Below are 23,505 nucleotides of genomic sequence, written 5' to 3' on the forward strand. Positions count from 1 at the left end.
GGCGGGCGGGCGAGGGCCCCGCCCGCCGTTTCGCGGTCCGGCGGAGCCGATTGTCAGTGGCGGCGTGCAGACTGCCCGCATGACTTCCACGAGTGCCGGCAGGAGCGCGGGGCAGAGTGCCGGCTGGGGTGCCTTCGCCGCCGCGGAACCGGAGTTCGCCGCGCGGGCCGAGGCGCGCTTCGCGGCCTTCGCGCACCATGTGCTCGCGACCCTGCGGGCGGACGGCTCCCCGCGGACGCACGGCCTCGAAGTCCGCTTCCTGGACGGCGAGTTGTGGCTCGGCATGATGCCGGACTCCGCCAAGGCGCTGGACCTGCGGCGCGATCCGCGCTTCGCGCTCCAGGCCAATCCGGGCGCGGGGCAGGGGATGGACGGCGGGGACATCCGTCTGAGCGGCCGCGCCGTCGAGGTCACCGACCCCGCCGTCCGGGCCCGCTACACGGCCGAGGTGGACCCGCCCGACCCGGACGCCTTCCACCTCTTCCGCGCCGAACTCACCGAGGTGGTGCGGACCTCGGTGGAGGGGGCGCAGCTGGTCCTGCGGATCTGGCGCCCCGGCGAGGGGGTGCGCACCGTGCGGCGGAGCTGAGACCACCCCGCGGCGGGACGGGCCACGGGGGTGTCCGTCCCGCTCGCGGGGTCGGGGCCGGTCGGCGGGATCACTCCCGCGACGGGCTCACTCCCACTCGATGGTGCCCGGCGGCTTGCTGGTGACGTCCAGGACCACCCGGTTGACCTCGGCGACCTCATTGGTGATCCGGGTCGAGATCCGCGCCAGGGTCTCGTACGGCAGCCGGGACCAGTCGGCGGTCATGGCGTCCTCGGAGGAGACCGGGCGCAGCACCACGGGGTGGCCGTAGGTGCGGCCGTCGCCCTGGACGCCGACCGAGCGCACCTCGGCGAGCAGCACCACGGGGCACTGCCAGATGTCGCGGTCCAGACCGGCGGCGGTCAGCTCCTCGCGGGCGATGGCGTCGGCCTCCCGCAGCAGGTCGAGGCGGTCCTTGGTGACCTCGCCGACGATGCGGATGCCGAGGCCGGGGCCGGGGAAGGGCTGGCGGTGCACGATCTCCTCGGGCAGGCCCAGCTCGGCGCCGACCATGCGGACCTCGTCCTTGAAGAGCTGGCGCAGCGGCTCGATGAGCGTGAACTCCAGGTCCTCGGGGAGGCCGCCCACATTGTGGTGGGACTTGATGTTGGCGGTGCCGGTGCCGCCGCCGGACTCGACGACGTCCGGGTAGAGGGTGCCCTGCACCAGGAACTCCACCGGCTGGTCGCCCGGCGCCTCGGCGACGATCTCCGCCTGGGCCTGCTCGAAGACGCGGATGAACTCCCGGCCGATGATCTTGCGCTTCTGCTCCGGGTCGCTGACCCCGGCGAGCGCGTCCAGGAAGCGCTTCTCGGCGTCCACCACCCGGAGCTTGATCCCGGTCGCCGCCACGAAGTCCTTCTCGACCTGCGCGGTCTCGCCCTTGCGCATCAGACCGTGGTCGACGTACACGCAGGTCAGCTGCGGGCCGATGGCCTTCTGCACCAGGGCCGCGGCCACCGCCGAGTCGACGCCGCCGGAGAGGCCGCAGATCGCGCGCCGGTTGCCGACCTTCGCGCGGATCGCCTCGACCTGCTCCTCGATGACATTGCCCATGGTCCACTCGGGCGCGATCCCGGCGCCGCGGTAGAGGAAGTGCTCCAGGACCTGCTGGCCGTGCGTGGAGTGCATCACCTCGGGGTGGTACTGGACTCCGTAGAGCTTCTTCTCGTCGTTCTCGAAGGCGGCGACCGGGACCACGTCGGTGGAGGCGGTCACGGTGAAGCCCTCGGGCGCCGCGCTGCAGGCGTCGCCGTGCGACATCCACACCGGCTGCTCGTCCGGGGTGCCCTCGAAGAGGGTGGAGCCGGAGCGCGAGACATGCAGTCCGGTACGGCCGTACTCGCGGGCGCCGGTGTTGTCGACGGTGCCGCCGAGGGTGGTGGCCATCAGCTGGAAGCCGTAGCACATGCCGAAGACCGGGACCCCGGCCTCGAAGAGCGCGCGGTCCACGCTGGGGGCGCCCTCCGCGTACACCGACGAGGGGCCGCCGGAGAGGATGATCGCCGCGGGGTTCTTCGCGAGCATCTCGGCGACGGGCATGGTGCTCGGCACGATCTCGCTGTAGACCCGGGCCTCGCGGACCCGGCGGGCGATGAGCTGGGCGTACTGCGCGCCGAAGTCGACGACCAGGACGGTGTCGGGGGCGGCGGGGGACGCTGATGGCACGGCGGCGGCCTTCCGGCGTTGAGCAGGCTGGCCTGCGAGGTACAGGCTCTGCGGGGAAACAGGGGTTTGGTGTCGATTCTAACGGCGCCGGTGACCGCGCCCTCCGGCCCTCCCGGGGGCACTCTCCACCCCGGTCCTCCGCCCTCGGGTGCACTGTCCGCCGTCTCGGCGTCCACCCTGCGGGTGCACCCCGCGGTGCACCCGCTCGTCCCGGCCTCCACCTGGCGGTCCAGTGCCTGCCTCTCGCCGTCCACCCTTCAGTCCAGCGCCTGCTCCTCGCCGTCCACCCGTCGGTCCACCGCCTGCCCCTTGCCGTCCACCCGTCGGCGCGGCCGCCCTCCACCCCGGTCCGGCTCCGCCGCCCTCCCCGGTCCCGGCATACCGGCATACCGGGCCCCCGCCGTCCCGCCCCGTCTCAGCATCCGGGCCGCACCGGCGGCGGCTTGACCGGACGGCCGCCGGTGCGGGCATACTGACCGCGTGATCCAGCACAGCTTCGTCTTTACCTATGGCAACCGGTCCGCCGGCTGCCACGGTTGTGCTGCTTGATCCACTGACAAGCGACTTCCCAGGCGCCCCGGGCCGACAAGGCCCGGGGCGTCTGGCGTTTCCCGGGTCCTGGGCACCGGGGCACCTCCCCTTCAGCAGAGGAGCCCGCCATGACCGCCACGACCACCGCTGCCCCCGCCACCGGAGCGACCGCCGCCGCGAGCGCCGGTCCCGAGGGCGGCCCCGCGCGCGAGCCGCACCCCGCCGGAAAGCAGGCGGCAGGGAAGCAGGCAGCAAGGAAGCAATCGGCCGGGAAGCAGTCGGCCGCCGAGTGGACCGGTGCCCGTACCGAGGAGGCCGCGGGGGTGATCGCCGAGGCCAGGTCCCGTATCGACGCGCTCGACGACCGGATCATCGGCCTGGTGCAGGAGCGGATCGCCGTCTCCGCCGTCGTACAGGAGGCGCGGATCACCTCGGGCGGGCGGCGGGTGAACCTCTCCCGCGAGACGGAGATCCTCGGCCGCTACCGGGACGCCCTGGACCGGCCCGGCACCACCCTCGCGATGACCCTGCTCGAACTCTGCCGCGGCCGGTCCTGACCCGCGGAGGGGGGCGGCGGGCGGGCCGTCCCCCCGGCTGCCGTGCCGCCCGGGCCCGCCCGAAGCCCGCCGCGCCGCCGCACCTGCGTTCGGTCCGCTTCTCACCCGTACGGCGCGTGACCAGGGCGGCCCGGGCTTCGTTGATCCCGGTGTCCGTGCCAGCCAGGGGCGGGCCCCTCAGAAGAACCACGCGTGGCTCAGCCCGGAGCGATGAGACGTACGGATCGTGCGTCGTGGGACCTCGCTCCGGAGAGATGGCCGGACGGCAGGGGACAGCAGCCCGGTCATCAAAAGAAGCGGCCGGCTCCGGGGACGCCCGGGGCCGACCGACGCACCGGCCCTCCGCCCCGGCGGACAGGACCTCTCGGCCGGAGCGGCAGACCGCAGGACGACGACCACCACCCCCGGGCCGCGGGGACCCGCTCCCCGCCCCCCAGGACCACAGCGCGGCGCACCTCCCCCCGGCGCCGCCCCGGGTACCGACGCGGCCCTGACGTCGGTGCCGACACGAGGAGCCCCGCGTATCCGTCACGCGGGGCTCCTCGCTGTGCGCCCGCGGGAGGCCGGCACCTGCCCCCGGAGTACGTCGGGGGCCGCCCGCACAACCCCTGACCTGGTGATCCACCCCACATAAGATTTCTGTCAATTCGAGGACAACCCTTCACAGGGGTCGCGGGTCATCCATGCAGAACCAACGGCCACACCCGCGTCCCCACGCCGCGGAGGCCTCCACTCCCGTACTGCACCCCATGCAGTACGCCGGACTTCCTGAGGTCTTCATGAAGATTCGCCGCGCCCTGGCCACAGCGGCCGCGACGGCTGTCATAGCCCCGCTCGCCCTGCTGTCGGCCCCGGCCGCCTCCGCGGACACCACCGATCCGTCGGCGTCCACGACCGCCTCCCCGAGCGCCACGGAGCCGGACCCGAGCACCGGGACTCCCACCCCCTCGGACTCGGCCACTCCCCCGGCCACCGGCACGCCCACCTCCCCCGCCCCGACCGCGAGCACCTCGCCGAGCGGGGACACCAGCGCCAGCCCCTCGCCGACCGCCACGGCGCCCGACGAGGACGTCCCGTACTGCGAGGAACTGGACGAGGACTTCGCGGACGCCCGCGTCTCCGCCGCCGTCAGCGGGCTGCCCGGCAAGATCGTCGCGGGCAGCGGCTTCCACGAGTTCGCGCTGAAGGTCACCAACGACTCGAAGATCGACGTCGAGGGCGTCGCCTTCTACGCCGAGGTGGAGAACTACGAGGTCGACGACGAGGCGAAGTTCCTGAGCCGGTACGTCGACCTGCAGTTCAAGAACCCCGAGTCCGGGAAGTGGGAGCGCATCGGCAGCGAGGAGTGGGCCGGTGACTACTTCTTCTACGCCGAGAAGCTGACGGCGGGCAAGAGCCGGAGCGTCGCGCTGCGCGTGGCGATCGCCGAGGACGCCCCGGCCGGGGACGCCTACTCCTTCGGCTCCGGCGCCTACCTCGACCAGGTCGAGGAGCAGGACTGCATCGCCGAGGGCTGGGCCGCCTACGACTTCCAGGTCCTGAAGGCGGGTTCCGCCAACCCCGAGCCCGGTGAGGCCGAGCCGGGCAAGGGCGGCGGCAAGGACGGCAAGGGCAACCACCCGAAGCCCGCGGGCAAGGTCTCCGAGCTGCCGGGGGGCAGCCTCGCCGAGACCGGTTCCTCCTCGGTGCTGCCCGCCATCGGCCTGGTCGGCGGCCTCGCCGTGCTGGCCGGTGCCGGTGCCGTGGTCGTGGTGCGCCGCCGCAAGGGTGACGCGGCCGCGTAAGGCACCACCCCTGAACAGAAGGGACCTGCGCTCGGAGGGGGGCGCAGGTCCCTTCGGCGTTTCCGGACGCGGTTGTCCGGCCGGACGCCCCTGCCACGAGCGGGCGAACGCCGCTGATACGAGCGGGAGTTGAGGCAGCGGCGACCGGGCGGCGGGGTGGCGCGGGGGCGTCGGCCGGGTGACAGAACCATTGCCGGTCTCCGGGAGCCGTGCTAGAAAGCGCTTACTTCACGCAAGCGCTTTCCGTCGATTTCTCGCCACCCGCCCTCCAGGACGCATGACGCCACGCTCCCCTCCCCCGAGCACGGAGGTTTTCCGCCCATGCCCTCCGCCGTCCCCTCCTCCCTGCTGTCCCGGCGCGCGCTGCTGCGCCTGACGGCCGCCACCGCCCTCGCCGCCCCGCTCGCCGTCCAGGCGGGCCCCGCCCCGGCCGCCGCCGGCGACGTCTACGACACGCTGCGCCTCAAGTGGCGCGAACTGCAGCTCGGTTCGGGCTTCGACCCGGGCGCCGAGCCCTACCGCGGCAAGCTCCGCGCGCTCGGCGAGAGCGCGCGGAAGCTGCGCGAGACGATGGCGCCCGCCAAGGGCGCGCTCTGGCCGGATGCCGTCTACGGCGATCCGGAGCCGGACACCGAGGCCGACTCCTTCCCGTACTCCGAGGCCCTGCAGCGCAGTTACTACCAGCTGCGCACCATGGCCGAGGCCTACGTCCAGCCCGGCACCGGACTGACCGGCGACGCCGCCCTGCGCACCGCGATCCTCACCGGACTCGACCAGCTGCACGAGGAGGCCTACCACGCGGGGCAGACCCGCTACGGCAACTGGTACAACTGGCAGATCGGCGCACCCCAGGGCCTGCTCGACATCTGCTGCCACCTCTACGAGGAGGTCGGCCCCGAGCGGATCGCCGACTACGCGGCCGCCGTGGACCACTTCGTCCCGGACAGCGCGGTCGGCAGCTACACCGGGACCTCGACCGGCGCCAACCGGGTCGACCTGTGCCGGGTGCTCGCCCTGCGCGGCGTCCTCACCCGCACCCCCGCCAAGATCGCCCTCGCCCGCGACGCGCTCTCCCCGGTCTTCCCCTATGTGACCGAGGGCGACGGCCTCTACAGCGACGGCTCCTTCATCCAGCACACCTACGTCCCCTACGCCGGGTCCTACGGCTCGGTGATGGTCGGCGGGCTCGCCCTGCTCTTCGCGCTCCTGAAGGACTCCGACTGGGAGGTGACGGACCCGAAGCGGCAGATCATCCTGGACTCGGTGGAGAAGGCCTACGCGCCCTTCCTCTTCAACGGCCTGGTGATGGACAGCGTCTCGGGGCGGGCGATCAGCAGGGAGAGCGCCGCCGGGCCGAACGGGCTCACCCCGCAGGGCGACCATGTGCGCGGCCACGGCATCATCGCCGCGATCGCGCTGCTGGCGCGGAGCGCCTCGGCCGCCGAGAACTCCCGCTGGCAGTCCATGATCAAGGGCTGGTCCCAGCGGGCGGTGTACCAGCCGCTGCTCGACGACCCGGCGCTCGGCGTCGCCCCGGCCGCCCGGCTCGCCGCCGTCCTCGCGGGCGGTGCCCGGCCGAGCCCCGAGCCGGTGGGCCACTCGCTCTTCGCCGGCATGGACCGCGCGGTGCACCGCCGCCCGGGCTGGGCCGCGAGTCTGGCCATGGCCTCGGACCGGATCACCTACTACGAGACCGGCAACGGCGAGAACCTGCGCGGCTGGCACACCGGCTCCGGAATGCTCTACTGGTGGCCGAAGGACTCCGCCAACGGCCAGTACACGGACGCCTTCTGGCCCACCGTCGACCCCTACCGGCTGCCCGGCACCACCACCTCCCGCAAGAAGCTCACCGACGGCGAGGGCGGCGACTGGGGCGCGGCCCGGCCGGGGGTGAAGTGGGTCGGCGGCACCGGCGACGGTACGTACGGGATCAGCGGCCAGCACCTCAAGGGGCTCTCCTCCACGCTGAGCGCCCGCAAGTCCTGGATCTTCGCCGACGACGCGGTCGTCTGCCTGACCGCGGGCGTACGGGCGAAGGACGGCACCGCCGTGGACACCGTGGTGGAGAACCGGAACCTCGGCGAGAAGGGCGTGCACCGCTTCACCGTGGACGGGACGGCGCAGCCCACCACGGATGGCTGGAACGCCACGCTGCGCAAGGCGCGTTGGGCCCATCTCGCCGGGCACGGCGGCTATGTCTTCCCCGGCGGCGCCGGGCTGCGGGCGCTGCGCGAGACCCGTACCGGCACCTGGGCGGCGATCAACAAGAACGGCTCCACGACCCCGCTCGGCCGCCGCTATCTGACGCTCTGGTTCGACCACGGGAGCGACCCGGACGGCGCCGCCTGCGCCTATCTGGTGCTGCCCGGCGCGAGCGAGGCCCAGGTCGCCGCCCGTGCCGCGGACCCCGGCTGGCTGCGGGTGCTCGCCAACTCCGAGCAGCAGCAGGGGGTTTCGGTGCCCTCCCTCGGCCTGACCGCGGTCAACTTCTGGGCGGCGGGCAGCCTCGGCGGCCTCACCACCGGCGCTCCGGCGAGCGTGCTGGTCCGGCGCACCGGGAGCCGGGCCACCCTCGCGATCAGTGAACCCCCGCGCACCGGGGCCGAGTTCACGGTGAGCTGGCGGCAGCCGGTGACCGCGGTGACCTCGCGGGACCCCGGCGTCGAGGTGGTCGCCACCGGGGACTCGCTCAGCCTGAGGATCACCCCGGGGAAGCTGGGCGCGAGCCACCGGTGCACGGTGCGGCTGGGCTGAATCACCGGTGCACGGTGCGGCTGGGCTGGACCGCCTGCCGGGGCGACCGGGGTGGGCCACGGGCCGGGCTGGACTCCCGGCCGTCCCCGCCAGGTCGACCGGGTCCGACTCCTTGCCGCACTCGGGCTTTTGAAGCCGCCGGACCCCCGCCTCCCAGGGAAGCGGGGGTCCGGTGCTCGTCAACCGCCTTCGGTGGGGCCGTACTTCACGGGCCGTATCAACTGCCCGTGCCAGGGGCCTACTTCAGTGGGCGGCCTCAACTGCTCGCGTACGGCGCCTACTTCATCGGCGGGGCCTCGGCCTCCACCTTCTTCGGCGGGACCGTCGGGATGCCGAGGAAGGGCAGCTTGAGCGCGCCGAAGGCGTCGGCGGGGACGGCCGGGGACTTGGGGGCCACCGCGTTCAGCCGCACATAGGCCTCGCCCTGCGCCGGACGGATGTCCTCCTCACCCTTGTTGGGCCAGAAGGACATGGCGCGTTCGGCCTGCGCGGTGATGGTCAGCGAAGGGTTCACGCCCAGGTTGGCGGAGACCGCGGAGCCGTCCACCACCGAGATGCCCGGGTGCCCCCAGAGGCGGTGGTACGGGTCGATGACCCCGCTGTCCGCGTCGGCGCCGATGGTGCAGCCGCCGAGGAAGTGCGCGGTCAGCGGCATACCGGTCAGCTCGCCGATATTGGAGCCCGGGAAGCCGTTGATCTCCTCGGCGAGGATGCTGGCCGCCTGGGTGGCCTCGGCGATCTGCGTCGGGTTCTTCTCGCCGTGGCCCTGACGGGCCGTCAGCATGCCTTTGCCGAGGCCCTTTTCCTTGCGGTAGGTGGTCAGCGAGTTGTCCAGGGACTGCATGACGAGGCCGATGATGGTGCGCTCGGACCAGCGGCGGTTGGACAGCGCGCGGGCGAAGAGCAGCGGGTGGCGGACGTTGTTGGCGAGCCAGCGGCCGAGCCGCCTGCCGCGCGGGCTGAACGGCACCTGGAGCACCGTCATCGCGCCCATCGCGTTGGACTTCTTGCCGTAGCGCACCGGCTCGATGTGGGTGTTCTCGTTCGGGTGGATCGAGGAGGTGATCGCGACACCCTTGGTGAAGTCCGCTTTCTCGCCGTGCTTCTTGGCGTAGCGGCGGTTGTCGGTCTGCGCGCCGACCAGGGCCTCGGAGTTGGTGCGGGTGAGCACCCCGAGGCGGTCGGAGACGCGCGGCAGCAGACCGGTGTCCTTCATCCGGTGCAGCAGGGTCTGGCTGCCGTAGGTCCCGGCGGCGATGATCACCCGCCGGGCGGTGAGGGTGCGTCCCGCGCCCTTGCGCTTGTTGTCGGTCGGCAGCGTCTGCACGGCGAATCCGCCGCGGGAGTCCTCGGTGACCGCGACCACGGAGGTCATCGGGTGCACCACGGCGCCCGCCTTCTCGGCGAGGTAGAGGTAGTTCTCGTTGAGGGTGTTCTTCGCGCCGTGGCGGCAGCCCGTCATGCACTCGCCGCACTCGGTGCAGGCCTTGCGGGAGGGACCCGCGCCGCCGAAGAAGGGGTCCGCCACCTCCTCACCCGGCTTGACGTTCACACTGCCGTCGGTGTCCTTGCCGTCACCGAAGAAGACGCCGACCGGGGCCATGTGGAAGCTGTCGCCGACGCCCATCTCGTGCGCGGCGGCCTTGAGATGGACGTCCATCGGGGTCATCGTCGGGTTCAGCCGCACCCCGAGCATCCGCTTGGCCTGGTCGTAGTAGGAGGACAGCTCCTCCTGCCAGTCGGTGATGTCCTTCCACTGCGGGTCCTCGAAGAAGGCCTTCGGCGGCACGTAGAGGGTGTTGGCGTAGTTCAGCGAGCCGCCGCCGACGCCCGCCCCGGCGAGGACCATGACATTGCCGAGCAGATGGATGCGCTGGATGCCGTAGAGGCCGAGCGCGGGGGCCCAGAGGAAGTTCTTGATGTCCCAGGAGTTCTTCGGCAGGGTCTCGCGGGTGAAGCGGCGGCCCGCCTCCAGGACGCCGACCCGGTAGCCCTTCTCGGTCAGGCGCAGCGCCGACACCGAACCGCCGAAGCCGGAGCCGACCACGAGCACGTCGTAGTCGTAGGACTCGTCCGGGTCCTGTTCGCCCCGCCGCGCGCCTGGTGCGTCCTGCCCGGCGGGGACGGATTTCTCCAGTGCCACGATGCTCTCGCTCTCTTCGTTGTCCGCGGCGTCCGCGGTGTCCGTGGTGTCCGCGGTCTTCGACACGGCTCGGTGGTGACGGCTCGGTGCTGACGGCTCGACGGTGACGGCCCGGCGCGGGAAAAGCGGGTCGCCGCGCGCCGGGCCGTGCGCGCCCGCGCGCGGCCCGGTCGGGGAGTCGGCCCCGGATCTCCCGGACGCGGCCTAGCGCAGCCGCAGCTTCTTCAGGGTCTTCAGGCTCAGGGACATGAAGGCCGCGTACTTCTCGTCGTCCATGCCGAAGGAGGGGCCGAGCGGCAGGACCCGCTGGTGGGCGACGGTCTGCGCCTCGGTGTACTTGAGGATGCCCTCGGCGCCGTGCCGCCGGCCGAGGCCGGAGTCCTTCATGCCGCCCATCGGCGACTGCACGCTGGCGTAGCCCGGCGCGAAGCCCTCGTTGACGTTGGCGGTGCCGGTGTGCAGCCGGGCGGCGACGGCGCGGCCGCGGCGGGCGTTCTTCGACCAGACCGAGGAGTTGAGCCCGTACGGGGTGGCGTTGGCCAGCTCCACGGCCTCGTCGTCGGTGGCGAAGCGGTAGATCGAGACGACCGGGCCGAAGGTCTCCTCGGCGCACAGGGTCATCTCGTCGCCGACGCCGTCGAGGATGGTGGGCTCGTAGAAGTACGGGCCGACATCGGGCCGCGCGACGCCGCCCGCGAGGACCTTGGCGCCCTTGGCGACCGCGTCGTCCACGTGCTGGGTCACCGTCTTGAGCTGGCGCTCGCTGGCCAGGGAGCCCATCTCGGCGCCGTAGGCCAGGGAGTTGCCGAGCCGCATCTCCTTGGTCTTCGCCACGAAGCGGGCCACGAAGCGGTCGGCGACGGCCTGGTGCACGTACAGCCGCTCGATGGCGATGCACAGCTGGCCGGCGGTGGAGAAGCAGGCGCGGACGGCGCCCTCGGCGGCCTTCTCGATGTCGGCGTCGTCGAGCACGATCATCGGGTTCTTGCCGCCGAGTTCGAGGGAGACGCCGACCAGCCGGGCGGCGGCGCCCTGGGCGACCTCGCGGCCGACCCGGGTGGAGCCGGTGAAGGAGACGTAGTCGCCGCGCTTGACCAGCTCGGGGCCGACGACGGGGCCGTCGCCGATGACCACTTGGAAGACCTCGGCGGGCAGTCCCGCCTCGATGATCAGGTCGCGGGCCCACAGGCCGGTGAGGGCGGTCTCGGTGTCGGGCTTCATGACGACCGCGTTGCCGGAGACGAAGGCGGGCAGCGCGTCGCCGATGGTGAGTTCGAGCGGGTAGTTCCAGGGCGCGATCTGGCCGACCACGCCGCGCGGCTGCCGCCGCTCGCTGACGTGGGTGAGGAGGGGGACGGCGCCGGTGTGCCGCTTGGGCGCGAGGTAGGCGGAGGCGCGGCGGCCGTAGTGCCGGGCGGCCATCGCGACCGCCTGGATCTCCTCGTGCGCGTGCAGCCGGGTCTTGCCGGTCTCCAGCTGGATGAGGTCGAGCACCTCCGCCTGGCGCTCCAGGAGCAGGTCGTGGAAGCGCAGCAGTACGGCGGCGCGCCGGCGGACCGGAGCCGCGGCCCACAGCGGCTGCGCGGCGCGGGCTCGGGCGAAGGCGGTCTCGACGTCCTCGGGGGTGGACTCGGGGAGGTCGGCCAGCTTCTCGCCGGTCAGGGGCGAATGGTTCCAGGTGCGACCGGAACCGACGACGCCCTTGGTGAGCTGGGCGACCAGCTCGGGCGTCACGACATCGGCGGCCGTACGGGCACCCGCGGGGGCGGGCGCAACCGGGTTGGTACCGGCCGGCGTGGTGGAGTCCTGGCGGGGTGCGGTGGCCTGCGTCATAAGCGTGAGGGTATTCCTGTCACCGGGCTTTGTGTACCCATGGGTAACAGCAATTCACCGGGCCTGCACACGCTGCCAGTGATTGCTGGCACAACAGCCCTGATCAGGGGCTTGCCCGGTCGGGCACCGGAGAGAGCGGTGAGGGCTGTGACACATTCCTCACCGTGCGTGGTGCCGGGGTGACAGATGTGGCGGCGGGGAGGGGCGGGTCCGGTGGGAGCGCGTCCCGTGGCGAGGCGCGTGTCCGGCGGGAGCGCGCCGCGTGGCGGTGCCCGGGTTCCGCGGGAGCGCGCCGCCTGGTGACGCGGGTGTCGCGTGGGGCTCAGCCCGCCTCGACGGGCTCCAGGCGCAGGCCCGCCACGATGTCCCGGTAGAGGGCCCGCCCCTCGGCGCGGCTGCGGCCCTCGTCGAGCATGTCGACGAGGAGGGCATGGCAGGTGCCGTCCTCGTCGTAGACGAAGAGCTGCAGGGCCCGGCGCTTCTCCAGATCCTCGTAGGCGGACTCGGCGAGGCTGGTCCGGCGCCCGTCCAGGGTGCCCTCGCCGCACTTCGTCTCCGGGGTGGTCCACTCCTCCACCGGCACCTTCGCGGGATCGCCGCAGGGACCGCTCTTCCCGTAGGTGCCCTTCGGGTACAGGGTCAGCCGCACCCGGGTGTCGCCCACCGCGTACTCCAGGAAGTCCGCCTCCCCCGGCTCCCGTACGAAGCCGCCGCCGTTCCCGTCCCGCCGCTCCGCCGTCTCCGGCAGCTTGAGCGAGGCGCCGAGGTGGGGCAACCGCCGTCTGCTCCAGGTGGGTTCGGGCAGCTCCACGGAGGCGGTGGGGCTCCGGTCCGGCCCGTCCGCCCGGTCGCCGCCGTCGCCGTCCCGCCCGGCCCGGGTGCCCCAGATCCCGGCCCCGAGCGCGAGTCCGAGGAGGGCGGCCAGCGCGGCGATCCGTACCCAGCGGTGGTCGAGGCGGGAGGGGGAAGGGGCGGGGGCGGGGGAAGAGGCGGGGACTGGTTCGGGTTCGGGGGAATCGGGGCCCCGGGGTTCGGAGTTCGCGGGTCCGGGGTCCTCGGTCCTCGGATCCTGGGATTCGGGACCCTGGGGCTCCGAATTCTCGGATTCGGGATCCTGGGATCCCTGGTCCTGGGACTCGGGATCCTGGGACTCGCGGTCCTGGGACCCGCGGTCCTGGGATACAGGATCCGTGGACTCCTGATCCGAGGACTCACAATCCGAGGACTCCCGATCCGAGGACTCCCGATCCTTGGATCCCAACTCCAGGAGCCCCGACTCCCAGGCCCCCGACTCCCAGGCCCCGGCCTCCCCACCCCCAGAACCCGACGACACCCCCGCCCCCGGACCCGCCCCCAGCACCACCGGCCCCGTCTCCTCGAAGGCCGTCGCCGAGCGGAGGTGGCGGAGGGTCTCCTCGGTGGTGGGGCGGGCCTCGGGGTCCTTGGCGAGGAGGTGGCGGATCAGCGGGGCGAGGCGGCCGGAGGCGGCCGGCTCGGGTGGTTCGGCGCCCAGTACGGCGGCGAGTACGGCCTCCACGGCGTGGCGGCGGAAGGGCGAGAAGCCTTCGGTGGCCGCGTAGAGGAGGACGCCGAGGGACCACAGGTCGGAGGCGGGTCCCGCCCGGTGGCCCGCGATGCGCTCCGGCGCCACGTACTCCAGCGAGCCGACGAACTCGCCGGTGACGGTGAGGGATTCCTCGCCGCGGATCTGGGCGATGCCGAAGTCGGTGAGGACCACCCGGTCATGGCTGCCGAGCAGGACGTTGGCGGGCTTCACATCGCGGTGCACGATGCCCTTCGCGTGCGCGGCACCGAGCGCCCCGGCGAGGGCGAGGCCGACCCGGGCCGCCTCCGGCACCGCCAACGGCCCCCGGTCCAGGCGCTCCTGGAGGGACTCGCCCCGTACCAGCTCCATGACGATCCAGGGCAGGCCGTCCTCGACGACGACATCGTGCACGGAGACCGCGCAGGGGTGGTCGACCCGCGCGGCGGCGCGGGCCTCGCGGTGGAGGCGGGCGGACATCCGCCGGTGCGCCTCCTCCTGCGGATCGCCGGGCAACCGCGGCTGCTTCAGGGCCACTTCATGGCCCACCCGCTCGTCAAGGGCGCGCCACACCGTGCCCATGCCGCCGGAGCCGATGCGCCCGACCACCCGGTAGCGCCCGCCCACCAGCCGCCCCAGAACCCCGGCCACTCCCCCTCGTTCCCCCTCGGTCCCGTTCTCCCGCACCCCCGCGCCCGATCCGGGGCCCGGCGCGCACGGCATCGGCCGACCGCTCCCCGGGCTGCGGGGACCGGCCGGCCGGATCCGTCCTCAGAGCTTGCTGATCTCCAGCTTCTCGATCGCCCCGTCGGCGACCTCGCGGCCGCGCTCGACGAAGTCGCCCTTGCCCGGGTAGCCGATGATCAGCTTGTACATGTCCCCGGCCTTCGACTTGTAGTAGAAGATCCGGATCTCCCGGGGGTGGCGCCGGTCGTCGCCGGTCCCCTCGGTGTACGTACCGGTGTTCTCGGCCGACTCCCCGCCCTTGTACGTCGTCTTGTCGGTGTGCATCTTCAGGCCCGCGTCGGAGCCGATGCCGAGGTCGGACTCGCCGGTCTCCTGGAAGGTCTCGGCGTCGTCGTAGGCCTCGGCGGTCGCCGAACCGGCGATGTTGTCAAGGCTGTCGTCCTTCTCGGCGTCGACCTGGAGCCGGACCCAGATCGCGCCGCTCGGGTCGGCGTACTCGGCCCAGCCCTGGTCCGAATCGTCCTCCTCCGGAACGTACTTGACGTACGACTCGGGCACCGAGACCGTCGCCCCGAGCCCCTTCGCCTCGTCGTCCTTCCAGCCCTCGGCGGAGGAGCCGCCGAAGGGGTCGGCGAGGACCACGCCCACCACGAGGACGGCGGCCACCAGCGCGGCGCCGATACCGAGCAGCGCCTTGCGGCTCAGGGTGACGCCCTGGGCGCTGCCGGGCCCCGCGGCCCGCACCGTGGGGGCGGGCGGCGGCGCGGGCGCGGCGGCCTGCTCCAGGAGCTGGCGCACCCGGGCGGCGGCCGGGCGCTGCGCCGGGTCCTTGTGCAGCAGGCCGTTGATGGCGTCGGCCAGCGGGCCCCGCGCGGAGGCGGGCGCGGCGGGCGTCGCGTTCAGTACCGACTGCAGGGTGGCGGGGGTGTTGCTGCGGCGGAAGGGCGAGACGCCCTCGGTCGCCGCGTAGAGCACCACGCCGAGCGACCAGAGATCGCTCGCCGGTCCCGGCCGCTGCCCGAGGACGCGTTCGGGGGCGATGAACTCCGGTGACCCGACGAAGCCGCCGGTGTCGGTCAGATTGGTCTCGCCCTCGATCTGGGCGATGCCGAAGTCGGTGAGGACCACCCGCTCGTGGCGGCCGAGCAGCACGTTGTCCGGCTTCACATCGCGGTGCAGGACGCCCCCCTGGTGCGCGGCGTCCAGGGCGCCGAGCACCTCAAGACCGATCCGGGCGGCCTCGCGTGCGCCGAGGGTGCCCTCCTGGAGCGCCTCGCCGAGGGTGCGGCCCTGGACGAACTCCATGACGATCCACGGCTGGCCGTCCTCGACGGCGACATCGTGCACGCTGACCACCGCGGGGTGGTCGAGCCGGGCGGCGGCCCGCGCCTCGCGGCGCATCCGCTCGAAGACCGTGGCGCGTTCGCGTTCGGGAAGGTGGTCCGGGACCCGCGGTTCCTTGACCGCCACCTCCCGGTCGACGGTCTCGTCCTTGGCCCGCCAGACGGTGCCCATGCCGCCGTGCCCGAGCTTGGCGAGCAGCCGGTAGCGCCCGGCGATCAGGCGCCCCGCCCCCGGGTCGGGCTGCGCCTGCTGGTGCGGCACCGCCTGGGTCGGCTGGGCGTGCGGCGCGGGGGGCACGGGCGGTGCCTGCTGACCCGGATGCGGTCCGGGACCCCCCGGCGGCTGACCGTGCCCCTGCTGCTGCCCGGGGTACCCGTACCCGCCCTGCTGCGGCTGCTGCCCCTGGGGAACCCCGCCGTACGGGGCTCCCGGCTCCCGGGGCCGAGGCGGCTGGAGTCCGTAGCTGGTGGTCTCGCCGGACCCGCTGCCGCCGGACCCGTAGGGGGCTCCCCCGTCGTTGCTCATGCATCCCTCTCTATCGCGTGGGGAGGCGCCACTTCCAGTCCGGTCACAGAGCCGTGACCCGCCGCCCCGCTTTGCCCCGTTTTCCGCGAGCGGGCGGCGGAGGTACGCCCTCCCGATCCGTACCTTTTGGGAGTTGACCCGTTACGTACGGTCAGCCTCCGGCGGTCCCGGGGGCCGGCGCGGGCGGCCGGAACGGTCGGCCCCGGCCGGACCCGGTCAGCCGCGGCCGGTGACCTGGAAGCCCGAGGCGGCCGTGTCGAAGTGCTCCTTCGCCTCCTGGAGCCGCCCGACGGGGGCGGAGACCCAGACGTCGTACATCCGCCCGCCCTCCTCCCAGCAGAGGTCGAAGGTGTGCCGCGGGCCCTCCTCGGCGGTGAAGCCGTCCCAGGTGAACTCCCAGAGGGCGGCGGGGTGTTCACCGTGGGTGGTCGCGGTGACCGTGCCCGCGCGGTAGCCGGGGTTGTGGTCCGGGCCGGCGGCGTCGGCGCGGCGCATCACGGCGAGCGGGCCGCCCTCCTCCGGGTCCGCCTCCTTGACGCCGATCCGGAAGACGGAGCCGGGCGAGAGGTAGAAGACGCGCTCGCCGTCGGGCGAACGGGTGTACCCGGCCGGGACGTTGAGCGAGAAGCCCCTCGGGTCCTCGGCGCGGCGGTAGCCCGCGGGCGGCGCGGGGGCGGTGCCGCCCGGCGGGCTCGCGCTCGGCCCGGGCGCGGTGCCGGTGGCCGAACTCCCGGGCGCGGCGGGCGAGTCGGTACGGGTGGCCGAACTGCCCGGCGTGCCCGGCGAGTCGGTGCTGTCGCCGAGGCTCAGCGCCACCGCCGCGACCCCGGCGCCGAGGCCCGCCGCGAGCAGCACGGCGGCGGCCAGCGCGGGGCGCCCGAACCGCCGGGGCCCGGCCGGTGCCGCGGGCGCCCGGAGCAGTCCGACGCCGGGCTCGGTGGGGACGTAGGCGCCGGGGGCGAGGCCGCCGGGGGCCGGGTGTTCCGGCGGGGCCTGGCCCACGGCGGGCGGCATGCGGCCGGTGTCGAGGTAGGCGCGCAGCAGCCGTTCGGCCTCGGGGGCGGTGAGCCTGCGGGCCGGGTCGCGCTCCAGGAGCCCGGTCACCACCGGGAGCAGCGCGGCGGCCTCGGCGGGCGGGCGGATCTCGTCGAAGACCACGGCGTGCAGCACCCCGCCGAGGGACTCCCGGTGGAAGGGCGAGACCCCGCTGACGATCGCGCAGAGCAGCGCGCCGAGCGACCAGAGATCGCACTCGGGGCCGATCCGCCCGCCCGACATCCGCTCCGGGGCGGTGTATTCGGGCGAGCCGACGAAGGAGCCGGTCTCGGTGAGCGTGGTCGCGCCGTTCACGTGCGCGATGCCGAAGTCGGTGAGGACCACCCGCCCCAACTCCCCGTCGACCAGGACGTTGGCGGGTTTGAGGTCGCGGTGCAGGACGCCCGCCTCGTGCGCGGTGCGCAGGGCGCCGAGCAGCGCCAGGGCGATCCGGGCGGCCTCCGGCGCCGGGACCGGGCCGTCCGCGAAGACCCGGCTCTGCAGGGAGCCGCCCTCGACCAGCTCCATCACGATGAAGAGGCGTTCCTCGTGCTCCACGACGTCGTGCACGACCACCACATGCGGATGCCGCAACTGGGCCACCGCGCGGGCCTCGCGCAGCGTACGGTCGCGGCGCCCGCGGGCCTCCTGGGGCGACAGGGAGTCGTCGGTGTCGAGTTCCTTGACCGCGACCGGGCGCCCGAGCAGCTGGTCCTCGGCCCGCCAGACCACGCCCATGCCGCCGCGCCCGAGCCGCTCCCGCAGCCGGTAGCGGCCCGCGATGACGCGGACGGTGTCCCCCTCGCTGCCCATGGGGTCATCATGCCCCACGGTGGCCAGCGGCTTTGCGGCTTGCGGGGGCGGCCCACCGGGACGCGCCGGAGGCGTCCGCCGTACGTGTGGCGGGGCGGCCTATTCGCGCCAGCTCCGCAGGATCGAGCCGAACTGCTTGCGCGCCTCGGCCCAGTCCTCCTCGGGGGAGGAGAGGTAGAGCGCGTACTCGACCCCCTCCGCGCTGACATAGGTCTGCTCGATCGCCCGGCGCGGCCCCGGGTGCTCGCCGGAGGCCCCCGCGGTCCAGGTGAACTCCCAGAGGGAGCCCTTGCGGTCGCGGTAGACGTTCGGCTCCATCTGGAGCCTGCGATAGGCGGTCAGCTTCTCCACCGACTTCTCCAGGGCGAGCTGGTGCAGCCGTACGTCGTCGTAGTCGGGCGAGGTGTCGCGGCTGATGCGGACGAAGTGCTCGCCGCCGTCCGGGGTGTAGTCGATCTGGCCCTCGTTCACCTCGCGCTTCCAGCCGCGCGGCAGCGAGAGCGAGAAGCCCTCCGGATCGTGCACCCGCTCCCAGCCCTCGGGGGTCTCGGCGGAACCCGTCGCGCCCGGCGAGGCGCCCTGGCTGTCGTCCTGGCGCTGGTTCCACAGGTGCACCCCGGCCGCCGTGCCGCCGCCGACCAGCGCGGCGGCGAGCACCACGACCAGGATCGCGCGCCGGCCGCGTCCGCGCGGGGCGGGAGCCGCCCCGGAGCCCCCGTAGCCCTGCGGTTCCCCGGGCGGATACGGGCGGCCGTAGGAGGGGGTGTGCTCGTAGGCGTGCGGGTCGCTTCCCGGCAGCGTTGCCGGCTCGTGCCGCTCGGGGCCCGGCTGCGGCGGCACCTGCGGCAGGGTCACCTCGGGGCTGCCGCCGCGGGCCACCTCGGCGAGGAGCTGCTCGGCCTCGGCGGGGCCCGGCCGGTGGCGCGGGTCCTTGCGCAGCAGGGCGGTGATCACCGGTCCGAGCGCTCCGGCCCGCGCGGGCGGCGCCGGTTCCTCGTCGACCACCGCCTGCATGGTGTTGAGCGGGGTGGTGCGCCGGAAGGGCGAGACGCCCTCGACCGCGGTATACAGGGTCGCGCCCAGCGCCCACAGGTCGGCGGAGGGCCCGGGCTCGGCGCCGCGGACCCGCTCGGGCGCCAGATAGTCCACCGAGCCGACGATCTCCCCGGTGCGGGTGAGCGTCGAATCGCCCTCGACCTGGGCGATGCCGAAGTCGGTGAGGAGCACCCGGCCGTCGTCGGCGAGCAGGACGTTGCCGGGCTTGACGTCCCGGTGCAGTACCCCGGCGGCGTGCGCGGCGCGCAGGGCGCGCAGCACCCACAGGCCGATCCGGGCCGCCCGCCGGGCCTCGACGCCGCCGTCCTGTTTGACGGTGTCGGCGAGGGAGGTGCCCTCGACCAGTTCCATCACGATCCACGGGCGGTCGTCGTGTTCGAGGACGTCGTGCACGGTGACCACGGCCGGGTGGTTGATCCGCGCGGCGGCCCGTGCCTCGGTCTGGGTACGGGCGAGCAGTACCGAGCGGTCCGAGTCCTGCACGTACTGAGCGGCCGTCAACTCCTTGACGGCGACGGCCCGGTGGAGGAGTTCGTCCTGAGCGCGCCAGACCCGGCCCATGCCGCCCCGGCCGATGGTCTCGCCGAGCCGGTAGCGGCCGCCGAGGAGCAGGCCCTGCATCTGGTTCACATTCCCCCGCACTGCCCCCGAACAATGGTCTCGACATCCCCCAGACTAAGGACCCGGACCCGCCCGGGGAACGGCGGCTCCCGCAAGGAGACCGCACTGTGACGCTTGTCGCGCCGCAACAGTGCGACGCCGGGCGGCTGAAAACCGTCCGCCCCGGCCGGGCAGGGGCAGTTGAGGGGGTGTCGGGTGCGCGGGCGTACGGAGTGGTGGTACGGAGGTGGTGATACGCGGCGCCGGGCCCGAGGGATCCTTGCCGCGTCAACTCACCCCGTGCGGGGCCATGTTGCGATCCCGGGCGACCGAACTCCCCGAGCCGTCCGCTCCGTTCAGCCCGTGAACCGGTAACTCGCCGAGGCCTGCTCGTAGAAGCGGGTCACCTCGTCGCGCTGGGTCTCCGGGCCGATGACCTGGAGCACGTGGTAGCGCCCGCCGAAGACCATCGCCAGATTGCGCACGAAGACCTCGCGCCCGTCCGACTCCTGCCAGGTGAACTGCCCTTCGGCCATCCGGCGCCCGCCGACGTCGATGCTGCGCATGCCGGAGGAGGTGGCCCAGGTCGAGTCCCGGAAGGGCTGGAGCTCGTACTCCCGCTCGCGCTGGTACGACATCGGGTCGTCCCCGAAGGTGGCGGTGCTGTCCCGGCCCGGGGTGATCAGCAGGGTGAACTGGCCGTTGGTGTAGCTGACTTGCTTGCGGCCGTTCTTCGGGGTGCGGGTCCAGCTCTCCGGGACCTGGACCTGGAAGCCCTCCTTGTCCTTGCGGAGGGCATAGCCCGCGGGGAGTTCGGGGTTGGTGGTCTGCGGCTGCTCGGAACCCGGGTTCTGCGGGTCGCCGGACTCCCCGCCGTCCTCGCCCGGGCTCTCCTCGGAGGTGGGCCCCGGCTGCTGTCCGGTGGCGTCGCCGGAGCCGGGCCGGTTGTCGCCGCCCGCGTTCTCCCCGGACTTGGGCAGGAACAGCATCGCGAAGGCGAGCGCCCCGACCAGGCCGACGAGGACCAGGATCAGCAGGGTGCGGCCGAGCGAACGGGGCTCGCGTCCACCGCGCCCCGCGGGCCGCTTCTTGCCGATCCGGGGTTCCCGCGGCGCCCGCGGCTCCGGCTTCGGCCGCGCCGGGCGCTCCCGGCCCGCCTTCTCGCGTGCCGGGGCCTGGCGGGCGGGCCGTTCGCGTACCGGCGCGTGTTCGCGGGCCACGTGCTGTTCGCGGGCCGCCGCCTCGCGGGCGGCGCGCTTGTGGCGGGCGGGCTTCGCCGCGCCCCGCCGCCGCCAGCGCCGCACCAGCTCACCGCGGCGCCGCACGATCGGCAGCAGATGCGGATCGGCCGGCGGGCCCGCCACCACATGCGCGCCCGCCTCGGGCTCCGGCGCCGAACGCACCAGGGACCGCAGCCAGCCGCGCAGCTCCTCGAAGTCGAGGCGCTCGGTGGGGTCTTGGCGCAGCAGCGACTCGACCACCGGCCGCAGCGGCCCGCACTCCTCGGCGAAGGCGGGCGGCTCCGCGCACACCAGCTGCACCAGCTCGCTCGTACTGTCCTCCGGGTACGGGGCATAGCCCTGCACCGCGCGGAAGAGCAGCGCGCCCAGCGCCCACAGGTCGGTGGCGGGCCCGATCGGCGCGGCCAGCTGCCAGTTCTCGTGCACCGGCCCGGCCTGCTCGGGCGCCCACCGCTCGGTCACCGGACCGACCACGGCCATCCGCGCCTGCCGCGCCCGCTCGGCGGCCAGCGCGGTGGCGGGCCCCCGGCGCCGCACCGGCGCCTGGTCCTCCGGCACATCCCAGCCGGAGGGCCAGGAGGCGGCGGGGCGTTCGGCGTGCGGGTCGGCGTCGGCCGACGCCGGGTCCTGGGCGTGCGGATCGTCTTCGGGGTGCGACTCCCCGGCGCCGTACGGGGATTCGCCGTACGGCGTCAACTCGCGGGAGTCGTGCGGGACTTCGCCACGAGGAGCCAACTGGCGGGAGGGGTACGGGGTTTCACCGTAGACCGCCGAACGGCCGGAGCCGGAACCGAAGTCAGCATCGGGGCCGGAGTCGGTGCCGGGGCCGGAGTCGGCGGGGGTTTCGCCGTGGGTCGACTCCCCCGCGCCGTACGGGAGTTCGCCGTGCGGCGCCGTCTCGCCCGGGCCGTACGGGGAGGTGCCCGCCCCGGCCGGGTCGCGGTCCCAGCCGAGCGGCAGCGGCGGAAGACCGGTGGGCCGCGGCGCCGGGGGCTGCTCGCCCGCTTCCCCACGGGGAACGGCACCGTGCCAGGGCTCGGCCGGGGCGCCGTGCACCCCGTAGGGATCGGCGATACGGCCGGGCGGCGTGACAAGGTCCTCGGGCGCGCTCCGTACGCTGTCGCCCGGCCGGGAGTGCGGGGAGCGCGGCGGCACCGGGGCGGAGGGGTCACCGGGGGCGCCGCCGCGGCGGCCCTGGGCGCCCTGGCCCTGAGGCGCGGAGGGCGCGGCGGGCCGCTGCTGCGGTCCTTGGGAGGTGCCGGGCGCCTGTCGATGACCGTAAGGCGCGTCGGGGGACTGCTGCCGGCCGTACGGCGCGTCGGGTGACTGCGGCTGGCCGTACAGCGCATCGGACGACTGCTGCCGACCGTGAGGCGCGTCGGGTGACTGCTGCTGGTTTCGGGACGGCCCGGGCTGCTGCTGGTTCGGGGACGGCCCTGGCTGCTGCTGCCGTCCGTACGGCGACTCGCCCCGCTGCTCCCTGGCCTGCTGCGCGCGCTGCTCCTCGTCCGCCTGGCGGCCGCGCTGCTGCTGTTCGCTGTGCCGGGCAGCGGCCCGGGTACCCGCCTGGTAGGCGGCGATCGCCGAGCCCGCGCGGGGCGGGCGGCCGGAGTCGCCGGGGCCCGAACTGCCGTCGCCGTAGGGCGCGTTGCGGTCCCGGGAGCCCGGGGTCCCCGGGCGCGGGGCCTCCTGCGCCTCCCGCGCACGGCCCTGGTCCGGGGCGCGGCCCTCTCCGGCGGGACCGCGGCCGGGGCCTTCGGGCAGGGCAGCCGCCCCGCGGCCGTAGCCCTCCGGGAGCGCCGCCGAGACGCCCCGCTGCCGGGCCTGGGTGAGTCCGTGCGTACGGCTGCCGCCCGCGCCTTCCGGTGCCGGGGTGGTGCGGGCCCCGCCGCGCGCCGGGCCCGGCGTGCCGCGGTCTTCGGGGCCGCCGTGCCCCGGGCCTCGGCGCGGTCCGCCGACCGGCTGGGAGCCGGTGTCGTCCTGGAGGGCGCCGCCCGGTCCCGGGGGGCCGTCGTGCGGCGGCTCGGGGCGCGGGTCGTAGCCGCAGAGCGCCTCCTCGGCCGCCCCGGCGGCCAGCCCGGTGAGCATCACCCGGCCGTCGTCGCAGATGAGCACCGTACGGGCGGTGATGTTGCGGTGCACCCAGCCGTGCGCGTGCAGGGCGCGCAGGGCGGTCACCACATCGGCGGCGACCTCGGCCGCCCGGTACGGCGAGAGCGGTTCGTCCGCGAGGAAGGCCGCGAGCGAGCGGGCCGCGACGAGTTCGGTGACGATCCAGAGCGAGCCGCCCTCGGCGAAGACGTCGAAGACCTGGTCGAGCCGCGGATGGTCCGGCACCTGCGCAGCCGCCTGCGCGGCCTCGATGGCCCGCTGCACCACCGGATCGGGGGAGCTGCGCACCTCGGCGCCCTCGCCCCTGCCCCCGGCGGCGGTACGTCCCCGCTCCCCCGCCCGGCCACCGGCGCCGGGCGCCCCGCCGCGTCCGCCCCGGCTGACGTACCCCTCCGGCAGGCCTTCGGAGTCGAGCACCTCCGCCTCGACGACCTCGGGCAACGGCACCTGCCGGACGAGGACTTCCTGCCCGCTGTACGTGTCGAAGGCGCGGGTCTGGGAGATTTCGTGCCCGCCCGAGGTGGGCAGCGGCAGACGGTAGCGACCGGCCAGTACCCGGCCCGCGTACTCCTCCATGTCGCCTCCCCCGCCGCGCGGTGCGGTCGATTCCGTTCCCGGTCAGATCTGTTCGCCTTGCGCCCCGCTTGCGCACCGCTTCGGATGCAGACGGTCCGCAAGGCTTCACGATAC

General features: G+C 74.2%; 12 protein-coding genes. 4 read left to right on the forward strand and 8 right to left on the reverse strand.

Annotated elements, in window-relative coordinates; translation table 11 throughout:
• Positions 1-79: 79 nt before the first annotated feature.
• Complete coding sequence (locus tag HFV08_RS04845) at positions 80-589, forward strand: pyridoxamine 5'-phosphate oxidase family protein (RefSeq protein ID WP_168536204.1); 510 nt, start codon at positions 80-82, stop codon at positions 587-589.
• Positions 590-676: 87 nt separating this feature from the next.
• On the opposite strand, the gene guaA is transcribed toward HFV08_RS04845, so the two are convergent.
• Positions 677-2,257 carry a glutamine-hydrolyzing GMP synthase gene (gene guaA / locus HFV08_RS04850; RefSeq protein ID WP_040252802.1) on the reverse strand — a complete coding sequence of 527 codons (1,581 nt, stop codon included), beginning with the start codon at positions 2,255-2,257 and terminating at the stop codon, positions 677-679.
• Positions 2,258-2,916: 659 nt separating this feature from the next.
• On the opposite strand from guaA, the gene HFV08_RS04855 reads away from it, so the two are divergent.
• From HFV08_RS04855 to HFV08_RS04865, 3 genes are all read left to right on the forward strand, one after another.
• The gene (locus tag HFV08_RS04855) at positions 2,917-3,345 is read left to right on the forward strand and encodes a chorismate mutase (RefSeq protein ID WP_168536206.1); all 429 of its coding nucleotides are present in this window, start codon (positions 2,917-2,919) and stop codon (positions 3,343-3,345) included.
• 779 nt (positions 3,346-4,124) lie between these two features.
• Positions 4,125-5,129, forward strand: coding sequence for an LPXTG cell wall anchor domain-containing protein (locus HFV08_RS04860; protein ID WP_168536208.1), 1,005 nt, complete (start codon positions 4,125-4,127; stop codon positions 5,127-5,129).
• Positions 5,130-5,450: 321 nt separating this feature from the next.
• Positions 5,451-7,883 (forward strand): polysaccharide lyase 8 family protein, encoded by a 2,433-nt coding sequence (locus HFV08_RS04865; protein WP_168536210.1) that lies wholly within the window; start codon positions 5,451-5,453, stop codon positions 7,881-7,883.
• 277 nt (positions 7,884-8,160) lie between these two features.
• On the opposite strand, the gene HFV08_RS04870 is transcribed toward HFV08_RS04865, so the two are convergent.
• The 7 genes from HFV08_RS04870 to HFV08_RS04900 form a co-directional block, all read right to left on the reverse strand.
• Positions 8,161-9,936: a GMC oxidoreductase gene (locus tag HFV08_RS04870; protein ID WP_312885407.1), complete on the reverse strand. Its 1,776-nt coding sequence runs from the start codon at positions 9,934-9,936 to the stop codon at positions 8,161-8,163.
• 294 nt (positions 9,937-10,230) lie between these two features.
• A complete protein-coding gene (locus HFV08_RS04875) occupies positions 10,231-11,859 on the reverse strand; it encodes a succinic semialdehyde dehydrogenase (RefSeq protein ID WP_168536212.1) in 1,629 nt (542 codons plus the stop codon).
• Between the two features lie 322 nt (positions 11,860-12,181).
• The gene (locus tag HFV08_RS31375; RefSeq protein ID WP_446696843.1) at positions 12,182-14,053 is read right to left on the reverse strand and encodes a serine/threonine-protein kinase; all 1,872 of its coding nucleotides are present in this window, start codon (positions 14,051-14,053) and stop codon (positions 12,182-12,184) included.
• A 120-nt stretch (positions 14,054-14,173) separates the two neighbouring features.
• A complete protein-coding gene (locus HFV08_RS04885; RefSeq protein WP_168536214.1) occupies positions 14,174-15,958 on the reverse strand; it encodes a serine/threonine-protein kinase in 1,785 nt (594 codons plus the stop codon).
• Between the two features lie 216 nt (positions 15,959-16,174).
• Positions 16,175-17,806: a serine/threonine-protein kinase gene (locus tag HFV08_RS04890; RefSeq protein WP_168536216.1), complete on the reverse strand. Its 1,632-nt coding sequence runs from the start codon at positions 17,804-17,806 to the stop codon at positions 16,175-16,177.
• Between the two features lie 99 nt (positions 17,807-17,905).
• Positions 17,906-19,483, reverse strand: coding sequence for a serine/threonine-protein kinase (locus tag HFV08_RS04895; protein WP_168536218.1), 1,578 nt, complete (start codon positions 19,481-19,483; stop codon positions 17,906-17,908).
• Between the two features lie 335 nt (positions 19,484-19,818).
• The gene (locus HFV08_RS04900; RefSeq protein ID WP_168536220.1) at positions 19,819-23,391 is read right to left on the reverse strand and encodes a serine/threonine kinase C-terminal domain-containing protein; all 3,573 of its coding nucleotides are present in this window, start codon (positions 23,389-23,391) and stop codon (positions 19,819-19,821) included.
• Between the last annotated feature and the right edge of the window lie 114 nt (positions 23,392-23,505).

The organism is Streptomyces physcomitrii, assembly GCF_012273655.1.
Taxonomy (GTDB): domain Bacteria; phylum Actinomycetota; class Actinomycetes; order Streptomycetales; family Streptomycetaceae; genus Streptomyces; species Streptomyces physcomitrii.

Bases quoted from the DNA above. Each gene is read 5' to 3' on its own strand.
- HFV08_RS04845 (WP_168536204.1), top strand. From the start codon at position 80: ATGACTTCCACGAGTGCCGGCAGGAGCGCGGGGCAGAGTGCCGGCTGG.
- HFV08_RS04855 (WP_168536206.1), top strand. From the start codon at position 2,917: ATGACCGCCACGACCACCGCTGCCCCCGCCACCGGAGCGACCGCCGCC.
- HFV08_RS04860 (WP_168536208.1), top strand. From the start codon at position 4,125: ATGAAGATTCGCCGCGCCCTGGCCACAGCGGCCGCGACGGCTGTCATA.
- HFV08_RS04865 (WP_168536210.1), top strand. From the start codon at position 5,451: ATGCCCTCCGCCGTCCCCTCCTCCCTGCTGTCCCGGCGCGCGCTGCTG.
- HFV08_RS04875 (WP_168536212.1), bottom strand. From the start codon at position 11,859: ATGACGCAGGCCACCGCACCCCGCCAGGACTCCACCACGCCGGCCGGT.
- HFV08_RS04885 (WP_168536214.1), bottom strand. From the start codon at position 15,958: ATGAGCAACGACGGGGGAGCCCCCTACGGGTCCGGCGGCAGCGGGTCC.
- HFV08_RS04890 (WP_168536216.1), bottom strand. From the start codon at position 17,806: ATGGGCAGCGAGGGGGACACCGTCCGCGTCATCGCGGGCCGCTACCGG.
- HFV08_RS04895 (WP_168536218.1), bottom strand. From the start codon at position 19,483: ATGCAGGGCCTGCTCCTCGGCGGCCGCTACCGGCTCGGCGAGACCATC.
- HFV08_RS04900 (WP_168536220.1), bottom strand. From the start codon at position 23,391: ATGGAGGAGTACGCGGGCCGGGTACTGGCCGGTCGCTACCGTCTGCCG.